12 protein-coding genes are annotated in these 15,396 nt (G+C 73.0%); 6 read left to right on the top strand and 6 right to left on the bottom strand.

Features of this window, described 5'->3' with window-relative positions:
• Positions 1-41: 41 nt before the first annotated feature.
• Entirely contained in the window at positions 42-710 is a 669-nt protein-coding gene (locus ACZ434_RS08115) for a response regulator (RefSeq protein ID WP_468453074.1), read from the bottom strand.
• A complete protein-coding gene (locus tag ACZ434_RS08110; protein ID WP_468453072.1) occupies positions 707-1,903 on the bottom strand; it encodes a sensor histidine kinase in 1,197 nt (398 codons plus the stop codon). Before ACZ434_RS08110 ends, ACZ434_RS08115 begins: the two co-directional genes overlap by 4 nt.
• 201 nt (positions 1,904-2,104) lie before the next feature.
• Here ACZ434_RS08110 and ACZ434_RS08105 point away from each other — a divergent pair, with 201 nt between their 5' ends.
• Entirely contained in the window at positions 2,105-3,442 is a 1,338-nt protein-coding gene (locus tag ACZ434_RS08105; protein WP_468453070.1) for a 6-phospho-beta-glucosidase, read from the top strand.
• Positions 3,443-3,602: 160 nt separating this feature from the next.
• On the opposite strand, the gene ACZ434_RS08100 is transcribed toward ACZ434_RS08105, so the two are convergent.
• Positions 3,603-4,733: an ATP-grasp domain-containing protein gene (locus ACZ434_RS08100; RefSeq protein WP_468453068.1), complete on the bottom strand. Its 1,131-nt coding sequence runs from the start codon at positions 4,731-4,733 to the stop codon at positions 3,603-3,605.
• 240 nt (positions 4,734-4,973) lie between these two features.
• Here ACZ434_RS08100 and ACZ434_RS08095 point away from each other — a divergent pair, with 240 nt between their 5' ends.
• Positions 4,974-5,885 carry a metallophosphoesterase family protein gene (locus tag ACZ434_RS08095; protein WP_468453066.1) on the top strand — a complete coding sequence of 304 codons (912 nt, stop codon included), beginning with the start codon at positions 4,974-4,976 and terminating at the stop codon, positions 5,883-5,885.
• Positions 5,882-6,559 carry a 4'-phosphopantetheinyl transferase family protein gene (locus ACZ434_RS08090; protein ID WP_468453064.1) on the top strand — a complete coding sequence of 226 codons (678 nt, stop codon included), beginning with the start codon at positions 5,882-5,884 and terminating at the stop codon, positions 6,557-6,559. Before ACZ434_RS08095 ends, ACZ434_RS08090 begins: the two co-directional genes overlap by 4 nt.
• A 158-nt stretch (positions 6,560-6,717) precedes the next feature.
• Here the strand turns inward: ACZ434_RS08090 and ACZ434_RS08085 are convergent, their stop codons facing one another.
• The 3 genes from ACZ434_RS08085 to ACZ434_RS08075 all read right to left on the bottom strand — a co-directional run bounded on the left by ACZ434_RS08085 (position 6,718) and on the right by ACZ434_RS08075 (position 8,317).
• Positions 6,718-6,936, bottom strand: a complete 219-nt coding sequence (locus tag ACZ434_RS08085) for a hypothetical protein (protein ID WP_468453062.1) — start codon at positions 6,934-6,936, stop codon at positions 6,718-6,720.
• A gap of 152 nt (positions 6,937-7,088) precedes the next feature.
• Positions 7,089-7,628, bottom strand: coding sequence for a toxin-antitoxin system, toxin component (locus tag ACZ434_RS08080; protein ID WP_468453676.1), 540 nt, complete (start codon positions 7,626-7,628; stop codon positions 7,089-7,091).
• Between the two features lie 32 nt (positions 7,629-7,660).
• The gene (locus tag ACZ434_RS08075; RefSeq protein WP_468453060.1) at positions 7,661-8,317 is read right to left on the bottom strand and encodes a helix-turn-helix domain-containing protein; all 657 of its coding nucleotides are present in this window, start codon (positions 8,315-8,317) and stop codon (positions 7,661-7,663) included.
• Between the two features lie 222 nt (positions 8,318-8,539).
• Between ACZ434_RS08075 and ACZ434_RS08070 the strand changes: the two genes are divergently transcribed.
• The 3 genes from ACZ434_RS08070 to ACZ434_RS08060 all read left to right on the top strand — a co-directional run bounded on the left by ACZ434_RS08070 (position 8,540) and on the right by ACZ434_RS08060 (position 15,329).
• Entirely contained in the window at positions 8,540-9,199 is a 660-nt protein-coding gene (locus ACZ434_RS08070) for an MmyB family transcriptional regulator (RefSeq protein ID WP_468453058.1), read from the top strand.
• Positions 9,200-9,364: 165 nt separating this feature from the next.
• Positions 9,365-10,246, top strand: a complete 882-nt coding sequence (locus ACZ434_RS08065) for a DUF4132 domain-containing protein (protein ID WP_468453056.1) — start codon at positions 9,365-9,367, stop codon at positions 10,244-10,246.
• A 40-nt stretch (positions 10,247-10,286) separates the two neighbouring features.
• Positions 10,287-15,329 carry a DNA-binding protein gene (locus ACZ434_RS08060; protein WP_468453054.1) on the top strand — a complete coding sequence of 1,681 codons (5,043 nt, stop codon included), beginning with the start codon at positions 10,287-10,289 and terminating at the stop codon, positions 15,327-15,329.
• The last annotated feature ends 67 nt before the right edge of the window (positions 15,330-15,396 follow it).

Here is a 15,396-nt window from a genome sequence, read left to right as displayed (position 1 = left end):
GGCCTCGCCCGTACGGGGGAGGCGGCCCCCGCACTCACTCCTCAGGGGGAGCCGGGCGTGATCAGCCCCGTCTCGTACGCGCAGATCACCGCCTGCACCCGGTCCCTGAGACCGAGCTTGCTCAGCACGTTGCTCACATGCGTCTTGACGGTGTGCTCGCTGACGAACAGCATCGTGGCGATCTCCGCGTTGGACAGCCCCCGGGCCAGCAGCCGCATGGTCTCCACCTCGCGAGCGGTCAGGGTGTCCAGGCGTGCGGGGGCCGCCGTTTCGGCGGCGCGTTCCCTGCGGCTGCGTACGATGTCCGCCACCAGCCGCCGTGTCACGGCCGGGGCGAGCAGCGAGTCACCGGCCGCGACCACCCGTACCGCGTGCACCAGGTCGTCCCGGCGGACGTCCTTCAGCAGAAAGCCGCTGGCGCCCGCGTACAACGCCTCGTACACGTACTCGTCCAGGTCGAACGTGGTCAGCATGACCACCTTGCAGGCGGACTGCGCGCACACCCGGCGGGCCGCCTCCAGACCGTCCGTCACCGGCATGCGGATGTCGAGCAGCAGCACGTCCGGCGCATGCCGGCGCACCGCCGCGACGGCCTCCTCGCCGTCACCGGCCTCGGCGACCACCTCGATGTCGTCCTGGGCGTCGAGGATCATGCCGAAACCGGCCCGGACCAGCTCCTGGTCGTCGGCGACGACCACCCGGATGCTCATCCGAGCGCCCCCTCGCGGTCGGCGGCCGCGGGCAGCCGTACGACGACCCGGAATCCGCCGTCCGGCCCGCCGCCGGTCTCGGCGCTGCCGCCGCAGGCCGCGGCCCGCTCCCGGATGCCGATCAGCCCGTGTCCGCGGACCGGCCCGGACGGGCCCCGTCCGTCGTCCGTCACCGTGAGCGTCACCCCGTCCTCCGCCCAGTCCAGCTCGACCACCGCGCGGGAAGCGCGGGCGTGCTTCACCGTGTTGGTGAGCGATTCCTGAACCACACGGTAGGCCGCGACCTCGGTGTCCGAGGACAGCGGGCAGGGCTCGCCCCTGGTCCGCAGCTCGGTGCGCAGCCCCGTGGACTCCTCGACCTGGCGGACCAGTCCCGGCAGGGCCGTCACCCTCGGCTGCGGCAGCCGCCGCACCACCTCGGCGTCCGCCCGCTCCTCCTTCAACACCCCGAGGATCCGCCGCAGTTGCGCCATCGCGTCCCGTCCGGTCGCCGCGATGGTGTCGAACGTGGCCTCCGCGCGTTCCGGGTCCTTGCGCACCACGACCGGTCCGGCCTCCGCCTGCACCACCATGAGGCTCACCGCGTGCGCCAGGATGTCGTGCATGTCCCGGGCGATCCGGGAGCGTTCCTCGGCCCGCGCCCGTGCCGTGTCGGCGGCCCGCTCGCGCTCCAGCCGGCCGGCCCGGTCCTCCAGTTCCGTCGTGTAGGCACGCTGCACGCGGGTGAGCATGCCCAGGGCGTAGGCGCAGACGATACCCATCAGATGAAAGGCGTACTCGAAGGGTTCCTTGTTCGTCTGGTGCTGCATGGTCGCGACGACCCCGATCACCCACCCCGCGAGCATCATCCGGCGCTGCCAGGGTTTGCCCACGGTGGCCAGCGTGTACAGGACGACCATCCCGCCGTACATCACGTCCGGCGGGGGCGCGTGGTGGAGCGCCTGCGCCGGCGTGGCGACCGACACGACACACGCCGCTGCGCAGGGTGCCCGCCGCCGCCAGATCAGCGGTACGGCCGTGGCGGCACCGAGCAGCCAGCCCTGCCAGGTCAGCGGGTCGTCACCCTCGTCGGGGAACATCCACTGCAGGGAGACGGCGAACAGCACCAGCGCGGCGAGCGCCGTGTCGAGGGCGTACGGATTCGCCGGACGCCAGCGGCTGACGACCGGCGTGAGGGCGGACCGGAGAAACATGAGCGGCTCCTCGGGGCGGGGGCCGTCCCAGTATCACGAGGGGCCGGGAGTCACGTCCTCACCGGTGAGAGGGATTTCGCAGCACCTCGGACCCGGGCGCCGGTGGCGGGTGCGTGCGCGGCGCGGCCGCGCGGCCGCGCCGCGCACGCACGTGCCGCGAGTAGGGTCGTCCACGTTCGTCGTGGTGGGAAGGGTGCGGATGTGAGGCTGACGATTCTGGGCGGCGGAGGGTTCCGCGTTCCGCTGGTGTACGGGGCGCTGCTCGCGGATCACGCCGAGGGGCGGGTGACCCGGGTCGTGCTGCACGACGTGGACTCCGGCCGGCTGCGCGCGATCGCCCGGGTCTTGGCCGAGCAGGCCGACGGGGTGCCCGACGCCCCCCGGGTGACCACCACCACCGACCTCGACGAGGCGCTGCGCGGCGCCGACTTCGTGTTCTCCGCGATCCGCGTCGGCGGCCTGGAAGGCAGGGCGGACGACGAACGGGTCGCCCTCGCCGAGGGCGTGCTCGGGCAGGAGACCGTCGGGGCGGGCGGCATCGCCTACGGTCTGCGCACCGTGCCCGTCGCCGTGGACATCGCCCGCCGGGTGGCCCGGCTCGCCCCCGACGCCTGGGTCATCAACTTCACCAACCCGGCCGGCCTGGTCACCGAGGCCATGGCCCAGCACCTCGGCGACCGCGTCATCGGCATCTGCGACTCGCCGGTCGGCCTCGGCCGCCGTATCGCCCGGGTGCTCGGCGCGGACCCGAAGGAGGCGTGGATCGACTACGTGGGCCTCAACCACCTCGGCTGGGTGCGCGGCCTGCGGATCGCCGGCCGTGACGAACTCCCGCGGCTGCTCGCCGATCCGGCACTGCTCGGCTCCTTCGAGGAGGGCAGGCTCTTCGGCGCGGACTGGCTGCGGTCCCTGGGGGCGGTCCCCAACGAGTACCTGCACTACTACTACTTCGACCGCGAGGCCGTGGACGCCCACCGGCGGGCCGAGCGGACCCGGGGCGCGTTCCTCCACGACCAGCAGGCCCGTTTCTACGCCGGGACGCGCGACCCGGGCGTCTCCGCCCTGGACCTGTGGGACCGCACCCGCGCCGAACGGGAGGCCACCTACATGGCCGAGAACCGGGAGGCGGCGGGGGCGGGCGAACGCGAGGCCGACGATCTCTCCGGCGGCTACGAGAAGGTGGCCCTCGCCCTGATGCGGGCCATCGCCCGGGACGAACGCACCACCCTGATCCTCAACGTCCGCAACCGCGGCACCCTGTCACCGCTGGACGCGGAGGCCGTGATCGAGGTGCCCTGCCTGGTGGACGCCAACGGCGCGCACCCGGTGGCCGCCGACCCGCTGCCGGGTCACGCCACCGGTCTGGTCTGCGCCGTCAAGGCCGTGGAACGCGAGGTGCTGGCCACCGCCCGGTCGGGTTCGCGCGCGACGGCGGTCAAGGCCTTCGCACTGCATCCGCTCGTCGACTCCGTGAACACCGCCCGCCGTCTCGTCGACGGCTACACCGCGGTCCACCCCGGCCTCGCCTACCTGGCTTAGCTTCGGGTCGGCCGGTCGCCCCCCGTGACAGCGGCCGACCGACCCGAGCCCCCCGTTCCCCCGTGCTTCCCCCCGGCGGCTTCCCCAAGTCGCCGACACCATCAAGAGCACGCACCCCGGCCTCTGATACACCCCCGGCGGGAATTTCCCGGAAGAATTTCTACGGGCGCGCCCCGGTCGCCGTCCTCGGCTCCACGGGCGGCGCCACCGGAGCCGGTACCGCACCGAGCGCCGCCGAGGTCACCTCGCCCCGCTGCTGCGGCAGCGCCACCGGCAGCAGCGGCCGCGGACCGGACACCACCGAGTAGTCCTGGCCCAGGAACGGCGGTGTGAGCTCGCCCGGGTCGTCGCCGAGCGCCAGCCGCACCGCCGCCCACGGAGCGTTCACACCGCACAGGGACAGGTGATGCAGCCCGCCCGCCGGCCGGGTGTTGACGTCCATGAGCACGGGCCGGTCGCCGAACATCCGGAACTGGATGTTCGACAGGTGGTGCAGACCGAAGCCTTCCGCGATCCGCCGGGCCGGCTCCAGCCACTGCTCGTGCAGCGTGAAGCCCCGGCGCCGTCCGTTCTTGGTGCGCCCCACGGCCAGCCGGATCCGGTTGTCGGGCCCGGTCAGGCAGTCCACCGACACCTCGGGCTGCTCCAGGCGCGGCATCACCAGCCAGTCCACCGGCTCCTCGGCCCGCCGCAGAGCCTCCAGCACCAGACCGAGCGGCACGTACGGGCTGGGGAAGCCGCTCAGTTGCGCGAGCGAGAACGGGTCCCGGGTGATCACCCGGAAGCCCACCCCGCCCGCGCCGGACGCGGGCTTGAAACACGCCCGGTGCCCGCCGCCCTCCAACTCCTCGACGGCCGCCAGGAGTTCGTCCGCGCCGCGCACCCGCCACCACGGCGGCACGGGTACGCCGACCGCCTGGACCGCCTCATAGGCGATCACCTTGTCCAGGAACACCGCCACCGCCTCGGGCGGCGGCGCCAGCAGCGCCGTGCCCACCGCCTCGAACTCGACGCGGTGCGCCACGATCGCCGACTGGTGCAGCCGGGGGACGAAGACATCGATGCCACGCCGCGCGCACTGGGTGAGCGCGTACTCGACGTACGCCGCCGGGGACAGCCCCTCGGGCTCCAGTTCGGCGGTGTCGGCGGCGGCCAGCACGGGCGAGTCGGGGTCGCCGTGGGTCGCATGGATCTCGACGGCACGGTCGCCGGGATTTCGCCTCAGCTGATCCATGAAGAACACGTTCTCCGCGTACGTGCGGTTGAGCCAGACGCGTACGCGAGAGACCATGCGGGCCGCCTTTCACGGTTCGCGGGCAGGGCTCAGCGGCCCGTTGCCCGGGCAGACGTATGGAGGGTCACCAAACCGCCCTGTGCGAAGGGCGTTTCACGGCGGTGGTGTCGGGGCGATCATACGGCTTCGGCGGCTGGTCCTGATACCACGCACACGAGCGGGGTGTTGCTTGTTCCGGCGACGCGGATGTGATCTCGTGGGTACGTTCGGTGACGGCTGCTGAAGGGACGACGGGTGATGTCGGCGACGCACGGCGGCGGGCAACTGTGGGCCATCAGCGACCTGCACATCGGCTACGCCGAGAACCGTGCCCTGGTCGAGGAGATGCGGCCGGAGTCGGAGCGGGACTGGCTGCTGGTCGCCGGTGACGTGGCGGAGACCGTCGAGGACATCCGCTGGGCCCTCAAGACCCTCGCCGGCCGGTTCGCCAAGGTCGTCTGGGCACCCGGGAACCACGAGCTGTGGACCCACCCGAGCGACGCGGTCACCCTGCGCGGAGTCGCCCGCTACGAGCACCTGGTCGAACAGTGCCGCGACCTCGGAGTGGTCACGCCCGAGGACCCCTACCCGGTCTGGGACGGACCCGGCGGCCCGGTGGCCGTCGCACCCCTCTTCCTGCTGTACGACTACACGTTCCTGCCGTCCGGCTGCGCCACCAAGGCCGAAGGGCTGGAGTACGCGCACGGCACCGGGGTCGTCTGCACCGACGAGCGTCTGCTGCACCCCGACCCGTACCCGACCCGTGAGGACTGGTGCCGGGCCCGGGTCGCGGAGACGGAGCGCCGGCTCGCCGAGGTGCCGGACGGCCTGCCGCTGGTCCTCGTCAACCACTACCCGCTGCACCGTCATCCCACGGAGGTGCTCTGGTACCCCGAGTTCGCGATGTGGTGCGGCACCGTACTGACCGGCGACTGGCACCGCAGATTCCCCGTCCGCACCATGGTCTACGGCCATCTGCACATCCCCCGGACCACCTGGCAGGACGGGATCCGCTTCGAGGAGGTGTCGGTGGGCTATCCGCGCGAGTGGCGCAAACGGGAGCGGCCACCGGGGCAGTTGCGCCGGATCGTGCCCGCGGAAGCCGCGGAAGCCGCGGAAGCCGCAGACGCCGGAGAGGCCGCCGACGCCGGAGAGGCCGGCGGACGGTGATCGGGGAACTGCTGCCGCCCACGGTGGTCACGGTGGAGGCCTACGGCGACGAGGGGGCCGACGCCCCGCTGTACCCCGAGGAGGAGACGCTGATCGAGCGGGCCGTCCTCAAGCGCCGCCGGGAGTTCACCGCCGTACGCTCCTGCGCCCGCCGCGCGATGGAGAAGCTCGGTGTGCCGGCGCGGCCCGTACTGCCCGGTGAGCGCGGCGCCCCGGTCTGGCCGGAGGGACTGGCCGGCAGTATGACCCACTGCCTGGGGTACTGCGCCGCCGCCCTGGTCCGCACCGGTGACCTGGCGTCCGTGGGCATCGACGCCGAACTGCACGGGCCGCTGCCCGAGGGCGTCCTGCGGGCCGTGGCACTGCCCGAGGAGGCGGCGCGGATCGCCGCGCTGGCAGGGCGGCTGCCCGCCGTGCACTGGGACCGGCTGCTGTTCAGCGCCAAGGAGTCGGTCTACAAGGCATGGTTCCCGCTCACCGGGAAGTGGCTGGACTTCATGGAAGCGGACATCGACCTCTTCGCCGACGACGGCGAGTCGTCCCGGGGCGGATTCCGTGCCACCCTCCTCGTTCCCGGGCCGCGGGTGGGGGGACGCCGCATCGACCACTTCAGCGGCCGCTGGAGCGCGGAGGGCGGCTTCATCGCGACGGCGATCGCGGTACCGCACACCTGACGGCCGTTGGCCTCGCCGGAGCAGTCGGGGGTGCGGTGCCGCCGGGGGCGGTCGGGCGGCTGCGGGTGCGTGGGGGCTGGTCGCGCAGTTCCCCGCGCCCCTGGGGGTGTGGGTCGGGGTTGGTCGTGCGGTTCCCCGCGCCCCTGGGGTGGCTCGGTCTACTGCCGGGGGTGCCAGTCGTGGAGCATGCGGAAGAACTGTTGCTCGTTGCCCGTCAGGCCCGCTCGGGCCAGTGCGGTCTCCGCCTCGGCGAGTACGGAGGGCGGGACGATCGGCGGGCCGGTCTGCGTGTCGAAGGCGGCGCGCACGGTGTGCAGCAGCCGTAGATAGGCCTGGACGGCGGTGCGCTCGCGGTCGGTCGGTACGGCGCTGGGCATCGCTCGGCTCTCCCCGTGTCGTGGTCGTCGAATGCCGCGCCCCCGCACACGGAGGGGGCGTGCCCCCAGCTTGCCGCCCACCACTGACAATCGGGCCGCCCCACGGCCCCGTTCGCCCGCCCGGCGGGGCTCGCGCGCCGGGGCGCGCCCGCTCAGCTCTGCGGACCCAGGTACCCGAGCGAGGCCCCGATCCGGCCCGCCAGGTGATCGCGCTGCACCGGCCCGCGCAGCGCCGAACCGGCGAGCAGCGTGCGGCACTTGCTGGCCAGCAGCAGGCCGAACGCCTCGGCCTCCTTCTCCTCGGCGAGGTCGAAACGGGTGCGGGCGGCGACCCTCAGCACGGTCGCCCGCAAGGCGTCCTCGTCCGGTACCGCGTCCAGTAACCGGGTCGCGACCTCCGCGCCCGCGACATGACGGCCGCAGTGGCCCGCCTTCATGTGCCACAGCTCATGACCCAGGATCACCAACTGGTGGTCGGGAGCGGTGCGTTCCTCGACCACCACGAGATCCTGGTGCGTCATGTCCAGCCACAGCCCGCTCGCCGTCCCCGGCGGGAAGACCGCCGTGCGGAACAGCACGGGCCGGCCCCTCCGCCGGCTCATCCCCTCGCACAGGGCGGCGTACAGATCGGCGGGCCGCGCCGGGACGGGAAGCGTCAGCTCCGCGACCAACTCGCCGCACAGGCGGCGCATTTCCCTACCGATGCCCACAGTTCTCCCCGGGGTCACGACTTGGGCCGCTGGACGCTTTCCAGGAGCATGTCCAGCCACTCCGCGACCTTGTCGCGGTGCTGGTCGGTGGGCAGCTGCGCGGCCCGCCAGGCGATCCCACGCACCCCGTGGTCCTGCAGCAGCCGCTCCAGCGGGTCGTCGGCCGCTGCCGCCGCCTCCCTCTCACGGTCCGCGAGCTGCTGGAGCAGTTCCTGTTCCGTGTGCTGGAGGGCGCTCGTGAGCGCCTCGGAGTCCTCGGCGGTGAGGAAACCGGCGTGCACCCGGAAGAACCGCTGGATGGCGTCGCAGTGCTCCATGGTGGGCCGCCGGTCGCCGTTGATCAGCGCTCCGGCCTGCTGGCGGGACATGCCGGCGCCGTCGGCGATCTCCTGCTGGGTGTACTTGCGGCCGTTCGGCTTCAGCCGGGTGCGGCGCAGCAGGTCCAGCCGCTGTACGAACCTCGCCTGCACATCGGGCTCGCCCGCCGCCCGGCCGCCCAGCAGCGCCTTGACCACGGGCTCCGGGACACCGGAGGTGACGGACAGCCGGCCGACGTCGAAGACCTCGGCGTGCGCCGCGTCGAGCCGCTCGACGAGTGCGGTGACGCGGGCGACGACGGCCGGCAGCGCGGCCGTCGGCGCGGTGCCCGGACCCTCGAAGCCACCCGTCACCGAAAGATCTCCTACGTCTCCCACAGGCTTCTCACGAGCGATTGCCGTGAACTTCACGGAGACTAGCCGGTAGTTCGAACTCACATCCAGGTCTCGCCACAACTGTGGCCAATTTCGGCCGTCAACCGCCGTGAAATGCCACGATAGTTGACATGCCGTGTGTCCGGGCACCAGGATCGGGGCCCGCGTCAGGGCCGCACAGGCAAGAGGGGTGACCTCCCGATGGCATTTCAGGCAGGAGGGCGGCGGCCGGCACCGCGGCCCGGCACCGGGACCCCCGAGGCCCAGGCCTATCTGCGGGACTACGCCGCTCTGCTGGAGGCGTCCCCGTTCCCCTCCCTGGTGATGGACCACCGCTGGGACGTGCTGCTCACCAACAGTGCTTTCCGGACACTTTTCCAGGACGTGGAGCCGCATCCCACGGCCCTGCCCGACGACAACTTCCTCCGGTTCGTCCTCTTCCACCCGGACGCCGCCACGGTCCTCGGGGACCACGAGTCGAGCTGGTGCCTGCCGATGCTGGCCCACTTCGCCGACACCGTCGAGCGCCACGGTCACGACCACGGACTGCAGGCCATCCGCCGCGACATCGCCCAGGACCCCATCATGGAGGCCGCCTACCGGCACGGGCTGCCGCACTGGCTGCGGTCCGTCGGTGCACGGGCCGCCGAACCCGACGGCGCCGTACGTCCGCTGCTGCACCCCGACCCGCGCTGGGGTGCCACGGAGTGCCGCGTCGTCGTCGAGACGACCGGCACCCTCCAGGACATGGGCTGCACCCGGCTGACCCTCGTCCTGCGGGAGACCCGCCGCGCCCCCGCCCGGCACCGAAGGGCCCGCCGCGCCGCCTCCCACCTGCGGGTGGTCCACGCCGCCGACTGAGCGCCGCGCCCGGTCCAGTACGGGCGGGCGGCGGGCGGCGGGCGGATCAACCTTCACTGTCGGTGGGTGCCCCTAGTCTTTCGATCAACGTCACAGCAGGGCGGGCCGGTCGAGGCCGCCGGATGCGCTGTGCCGGTTTCCGATTGGTGGAGAGGCGAAGTACCCATGGGTTGGCTGGCAGCGGGCGACACGTACGAAGTCGCCCTGGTGGACGGCCGGGTGGTGGCCCGGTCCGCGTCGGCGGGGTCCCCGCCCGGGCAGGAGCGGAAACAGGAGGGAAACCTGCCCGCGGAGATACGGGACCGCCCGGAGGTGATCGAACTCCAGCGGTTCGCCGAGTGGCTGGACCGGCACGCCGCCGAATGCGCGGCACAGGTCACCACGTGGATGGTGTCCTCGCTGCCGGTGCCGACCGGTCTGCTGGCCCGGGTCTGGCCCGACGAGGCATGGCAGGCGGCCCTGCGCGACATCGTGGTGGCCGGCGACGGCCCCGACGACGTCGGTTTCCTGCGCGACGCCGACGACTCCGGCACGCTGCGGGTGGTGAACCTGGACGGCGAGACCGTCCGCCTGACCCCCCGCACGGTGACCCTGCCCCACCCGGTGCTCCTGCCCGACCTGGAGGAACTGCGCGCTTTCGCGGCGGAGTTGGATGTGGTCCAGGGGGTGGAGCAGCTCGACCGGGCCACCTGGCACAAACCCGGTGACCTCGACGGGAGGACCGACTTCGTCAAGGAGTTCTCCGGCGCGGAGTACCGGTCGTGGTTCCATCTCTCCGCCCGTGCCACGTCCCTCGGATACACGATCTCCGGGAGTTGCGTCACCGACCGGGTCCGGGAAGCCGGGCGCATCGTCACCACCTCGGTCGGCATGAGCGACCCCTACACCGAGGAAAGGGCGTGGACCGGCTACCTCACCTGGGGCGACGAGGACGGCCACGGATGTCTTCCGCTGGCCGAGGTCGGCCCCGTGGCCTGGTCCGAAGGCATGCGCATGGCCGCGGCCCTGCACGCCGGCCGCACCGTGACCACGGACGGCGCCCGGTGAACGGCACGGCGGATCGCATATCCACGAAAGGCACGCGAGCATGAGCAACGGGACGACACGCGACGGGGCGACGGCAGAGGTGGAGGAACTGCTCCGCGCCGGTGCGGTACTGCCGCCGGGCACCACCGGCGGAGGCGAGCGGGCCGTGCCCATGTTCGCCCGGGCCTACCGCCATCCGGGCCTCGACGGGCGGATCGTCGTACGCCTGACCCCGCAGGAGGGGACCGGGGACGCGGGCTTCCTCGGACTGCGGCCCGACGGCGAACCGGTGGAGGTCGGTGTCGGACAACACCGGGCTCTCGGCTTCCCCGACTGGGTGCTGGCCCGTCACCCCTCGGACGGACATCTGGCCATGTCCCTGGTCGAGGAGATGGACAAGGTCGCGCGGACGGTGCGGTCCCGTCCGAAGAGGGCCCGCGCCGCCTACGAGTCGATCGGCGAACGGCTCGCCGGCTCCGTACCGCACTTCCTGCCCACCTTCTACGAGCAGGCGGGCCGGGTGTTCCTGGCGGCCGGCGAGACGTCGTACGCGTCGATGATGTTCGTCAACGCCCGCAAGGCCGAGACGGCGCACGCGCTGCCGTTCGACGAGGCGCGGATGGACGCCGTGTTCCTGGAGTTCGCGCTGGCCGGCGCCGTACCGACCAAGGTGCTCTCCAGTTACGCCAAGGGACTGATCTCCCGTGTCCCCGCGGCGACGGCGTTCCGGCATCTGCGCGCTCTGTTCGTCCGCCTCGCCTCGCACGGGCTGCCCCCGTCGAGCCCGGGCGTGGCCGAGCTGCGCAAACTGGCGAAGGCGGTCGCGGGCAAGGACGCGCAGACGGAGGAGATGGCCTACCTGCGCGAGATGCTGACGCTGCCCGGCACCGTCAAGGCCCCGCCCGCCTGGTGGAAGGCCCACCGGCAGGCCCTGCTCCGGCTGACCGGGCAGGAGCCGGCCGTCCGGGGCACCCTGCTGGGGCTGCTGCCCGCCGAGTGGGACCGGGACGAACTGCCCCAGTGGCTCGACCTGCTGGAGCAGTCCGGAGCCACCGCCGGACTGTGCGACGACACGCTGCCGGACGAGGCGCGTTCCCCCGACGGTACGGCCGGATGGCTGCGCAGATTCGTCGAACTGGCCGGGGCCGGCAGCTATTGGAACGCCCCTCGGGAGCTGTACCCGCTCGTCGACCGGATGGCCGGCGCGCTGCGTGCGGAACTCGAAGCGGCCGGCGACCTGCTGCCGCCCCCGGTCGGTGATGTGGACCTTCTCGACCAGCTCCTGTCACTCAACATACCGGTGGCGAAGCCGGGGCGCCGCCAGGATCTCAACCTGGACGACTGGGCGGTACGCGAACCGCGGCGCGACCTGGTCGCGCTGGAGGCCGACGGCCGTTTCCACGCGGCGTTCCGGCGCGGATGCCCCGCCCACGGATGGGGGAACGGCAAGCAGACGGTCCTCGCCCTGGCCGAGTCCCCCGGCGGACGGCCGATGCTCGCCGCGTGGGTGGCCCAGGTCTGCCGGAAGTACCGCACCAGGCAGTTGCCCGCACTCCCCGGCTATTACGGCGCCCTCAACACACCGTCCTGGCTGCCGGGGGAGGCGCTGGCGACCGCCGCCGACCAGGTACGGGAGGCACTGGCCACCGGCATCGCGCCCGCCCTGGCCCGCACCCTGCGCACCGGCATCCTCGACGAACTGGGCTGGCCCGCCTGGGACGAGGCGCTCGAAGCCTTCGCGCTGAAGGATCCGGCCGAGGACCTGCGTGTCTCCGAGGCCTGGCCCCATCTCGTCGTCCTGGGCCGCGGACAGGCCCGGGTGATCGGCGCGGAGGGCACGGTCCTCACCCATGAACTGCGCCTTCCGCCCGACACGTCGTTCCGCTACGGGAGGGGAGACTTCCAGTACGTCGACGGTGAGCTGTTCGTCTGGTGGTACTCGTCCGCCCTGTCCGGCATGGAAGGCTACTGGCACCATTCCGCGGACGCACCGCCGATGCCGGTCGAGAGCGACCCCAGCTGCGCCTATCTCGCCAAGGCGGACGGGAGCGGTGGATACAACGGAGGCCTGGCCCCCGTGTCCCTCCCGCTCCCCGGCGGCGGCCGCACCCTCGGCCACGGCGTACTCCGCAGGGGAGACACGACCGTTCCCGGCCGGCGGCAGGTGATCAGCGACGGCACGACGTACTGGGTGCGGGACTGGCAGGACCGGAACACCGGAAAAGGCGACCGGGCCTGGCTCTCCTACGACCCGGCCGGCAACACGCACGGCGCGCCCGGAGCACCGGACTGGTGTGCGCGGGCCCTGTCCGACGCGCCCGAGGGCAGCACGCTGGAAGCCGTCTGGCTGTACCCCGCTCCCTCCGCCGTCAACGGGCCGCTGTGCGCACCGGTGGACGGACTGCTCGGCTGGCGGGTCGTGAAACTGCCCGGCGGCTCACTGCGGGGCGAGGACCTGTCCGGGCGCTCGGTCGTCGTACCGTCCGCCATCGGCAAGCACCCGGCCCACGCACTGCGGTTCCCCGGCACCGACCGGCTCCTCGCCGTCGTCCGGAACCGCGATGAGACCGCACTGATCGACCCGGACGGGGAGTCGCTCGCTCACATCCCCGGGAACCACAGCGGTGGAGCCTTCGCCGCGGGCACCCCGCTGCTGCCGCCCCTGCGCTACTGGCACCAGCTCCTGCCCCGCGACCCCGAGGGCTCCGCGGCGCTCCGCCGGATCGGCGACGACACCGTGACGGCACTGCTGAACGCCGCCGTGGAGGAGGCGTCGCGGAACACGGAGAACCAGGACGAGCCGGGGACGGAGCCGTCCGGACACGGCGCGGACCTGGTGCCCGACCTGGTGCGCACCCGGCTGCCGGAGGTCGGTCACGAGGCGCTGCGGGCGGGCATCACCGGGGTGGTGAGGTTCGCAGCCGAGCAGCAGCGCGTCCTGGACGCGGCCCGGGCCCGGCTCGACGCCGCGGTCGCCGGGATCGTCGAGGTGAAGCCGCGCCCCAAGGTGGGCGACGAACTGCTCGAGGCCGCGGTGAACGGCGTCGGCCTGACCGGTCTGGGCTGGCGTCCCTCGTACTACGACTCCTACCACTTCATCCACGACCTGCCGGGCCTCGTCGGCCGGTCCATGCGGGGCATGATCGAGCCGGTACCGACCGGCCGCACCCATGTCGAGCTGGACAAGGAGGAGTCGCTGGAGAAGGTGGACTCCTCGGCGCTGCCCGTGCTGCCCGCGGTGGTGGCGCTGCGGGCCGCTTCGGCAGCCACCGTGGAGGAACACCGGGTGGCGCTGGACGCGTTCTTCGAGCAGTTCGACGCGCACGGCCTCACCGAGCTGGACCCCGGCCACTGGCGGGCTGTCCGGCTGCGGCTGGACCCGAGCCTGTTCGAGGGGCCCGACGCCATCAAGGGGTACGCGGACGCCACCGTGCTGAACCTCGACGGCGGCGCGTTCCTGCTGTTCCCGTACCGGTCGTTCGACTTCCTCGGCGAGTGGAACGTGGACGAGCCCACGGGCAGGCACTACGGGGCGCTCTTCCACGACCCGTCCGGCCGGTTCGAGGCACCCGCGCCCTACACCCTGCTGGCCGCCCGGCCGTTCGTACCGGAGACGACACGGCAGGCCGGCTGGGCCGCGGCGTTCCGCGCCGAGCTCGCCGAGCGGGGCCCGGCGCCCTGGTTCCCCACGGCCGCCGAGGAGTTCGCACGGCTCACCGGCGTCACCCCGACCATGGCCCGGCTGGTGGTCGCCGGCCTGCCCATGATCGACGACAAGCGTGAGCCGGTGCCCGCCGCGACCCTGAAGACGATCGGGGTGAAGTCGGCCGACGCGCGCGTCGCCAAGGACCAGCTGAAGTCCCTCGACGCGGGCGCCCGGCAGGCCGTCGTCGCGGCACTGCTCCCCGACGACCCGTCCCGGCTGTGGACGGACGGCCCCGACGCCGCCCGCGCGGCCGGGGTCTGGAACGACCGGCTGGGCCGGCGCACCCCCGTACCCGAGGAGGTGCTCCACGAAGCGGTCCGCACCGTGGCCTCCCCGGGATGGGCACCCGCCCAGGCACTGCAGGGCTTCGTCGACCTGGCCACCGAGCCACGGCTGACCCGGGACCTGACCTGGAAGCTCGGCCGCTACTACGTCGAATCCGCCGAGAACGGACCGGGGTTCGACAACGACGTCATGAAGGGATCGGTGGCGCTGGCCGCGTGGCTCGCCCACCGTCTCCCCTCCGGCGACCCGGTCCGCGCCACCCTGCCCGGCGTACTGACCGCGCTGCGTGACCGGCTCGCCCATCCGGACCTGCTGCTCGCGCTCGACGGGAGGATCGACTGGGGGGCCTACCAGCGGGCCGCCGGAGAGCCCACGGAGCGCGGCGACGCCTTCGTGCGCCACGGCGCGGTCCTGCTGGGCAGCGGGGCGGGATCCGGACCCGTCCCCGCCATCCGGTCCGCGCTGCTGGACGCGACCGGCAACGACCCGCACCTGGCGGCGGTGTTCACCGGCGAGCGTCCCAACGCCCAGCAGACCGCGCTGCGTCTGGTCCACGACCGGCCGTTCGCGGAACTGCTCGCCGACCCCGGGAACCCGGCGGCGGGCGAACGCGACGCGGACGGACACTGGTGGCCGCAGGACCCCGCCCGATCCGTGCCCGACCTGGTCACCGAGGCGGCCGAGCGGTACGGCATCGGTGAGGACGCCGCCGTCCTCTACCTGATGCTGCTCGCCATGCCCGACCCCACCGACCGCAACACCGCCCGCTGGACCGGCTGGGGTGCGCAGCGCGGCGGAACGGCCCGGCTCCGGGCCGCCCGCGCCGAACTCGCCGGCACCGACCTCGTCATCGAGGGCAACCGCTCCAAGGCCGGACGTTCCCTGTTCCTGCCCGGGGGCTGGACCCAGCTCACCAACCCGCACCTGCCGCTGGAGCGCTGGAAACTGCCGATGTACGACCTGCTGGAGGGCGAGGACCCCGTCCTCGGCGTCGTCGTGCCCCTCCGGCCCGTCGCCGGTCTCTACCGCGAGGCCTGGCAGCGGGTCCGGGACGGGGAGGGTCCGCAGCTGGAGGAACTGGAGGTGCCGCGGCCGCGGAAGCGCCGCCGCTGAACTCCGGCGGCGAGGCCGCGAGTTCGGAGTACCGGAAAGAAACGGGGACGGCCGTCGGGCACGGCCG

The organism is Streptomyces sp. NPDC030893 (genome assembly GCF_055571535.1).
This window is presented reverse-complemented; position numbering and strand designations above follow the sequence as displayed.

Excerpts from the sequence above, each read along its gene's own strand:
- ACZ434_RS08110 (WP_468453072.1), bottom strand. The coding sequence starts at position 1,903 with ATGTTTCTCCGGTCCGCCCTCACGCCGGTCGTCAGCCGCTGGCGTCCG.
- ACZ434_RS08100 (WP_468453068.1), bottom strand. The coding sequence starts at position 4,733 with ATGGTCTCTCGCGTACGCGTCTGGCTCAACCGCACGTACGCGGAGAAC.
- ACZ434_RS08070 (WP_468453058.1), top strand. The coding sequence starts at position 8,540 with ATGGCATTTCAGGCAGGAGGGCGGCGGCCGGCACCGCGGCCCGGCACC.
- ACZ434_RS08080 (WP_468453676.1), bottom strand. The coding sequence starts at position 7,628 with ATGCGCCGCCTGTGCGGCGAGTTGGTCGCGGAGCTGACGCTTCCCGTC.
- ACZ434_RS08115 (WP_468453074.1), bottom strand. The coding sequence starts at position 710 with ATGAGCATCCGGGTGGTCGTCGCCGACGACCAGGAGCTGGTCCGGGCC.
- ACZ434_RS08060 (WP_468453054.1), top strand. The coding sequence starts at position 10,287 with ATGAGCAACGGGACGACACGCGACGGGGCGACGGCAGAGGTGGAGGAA.
- ACZ434_RS08085 (WP_468453062.1), bottom strand. The coding sequence starts at position 6,936 with ATGCCCAGCGCCGTACCGACCGACCGCGAGCGCACCGCCGTCCAGGCC.
- ACZ434_RS08095 (WP_468453066.1), top strand. The coding sequence starts at position 4,974 with ATGTCGGCGACGCACGGCGGCGGGCAACTGTGGGCCATCAGCGACCTG.
- ACZ434_RS08065 (WP_468453056.1), top strand. The coding sequence starts at position 9,365 with ATGGGTTGGCTGGCAGCGGGCGACACGTACGAAGTCGCCCTGGTGGAC.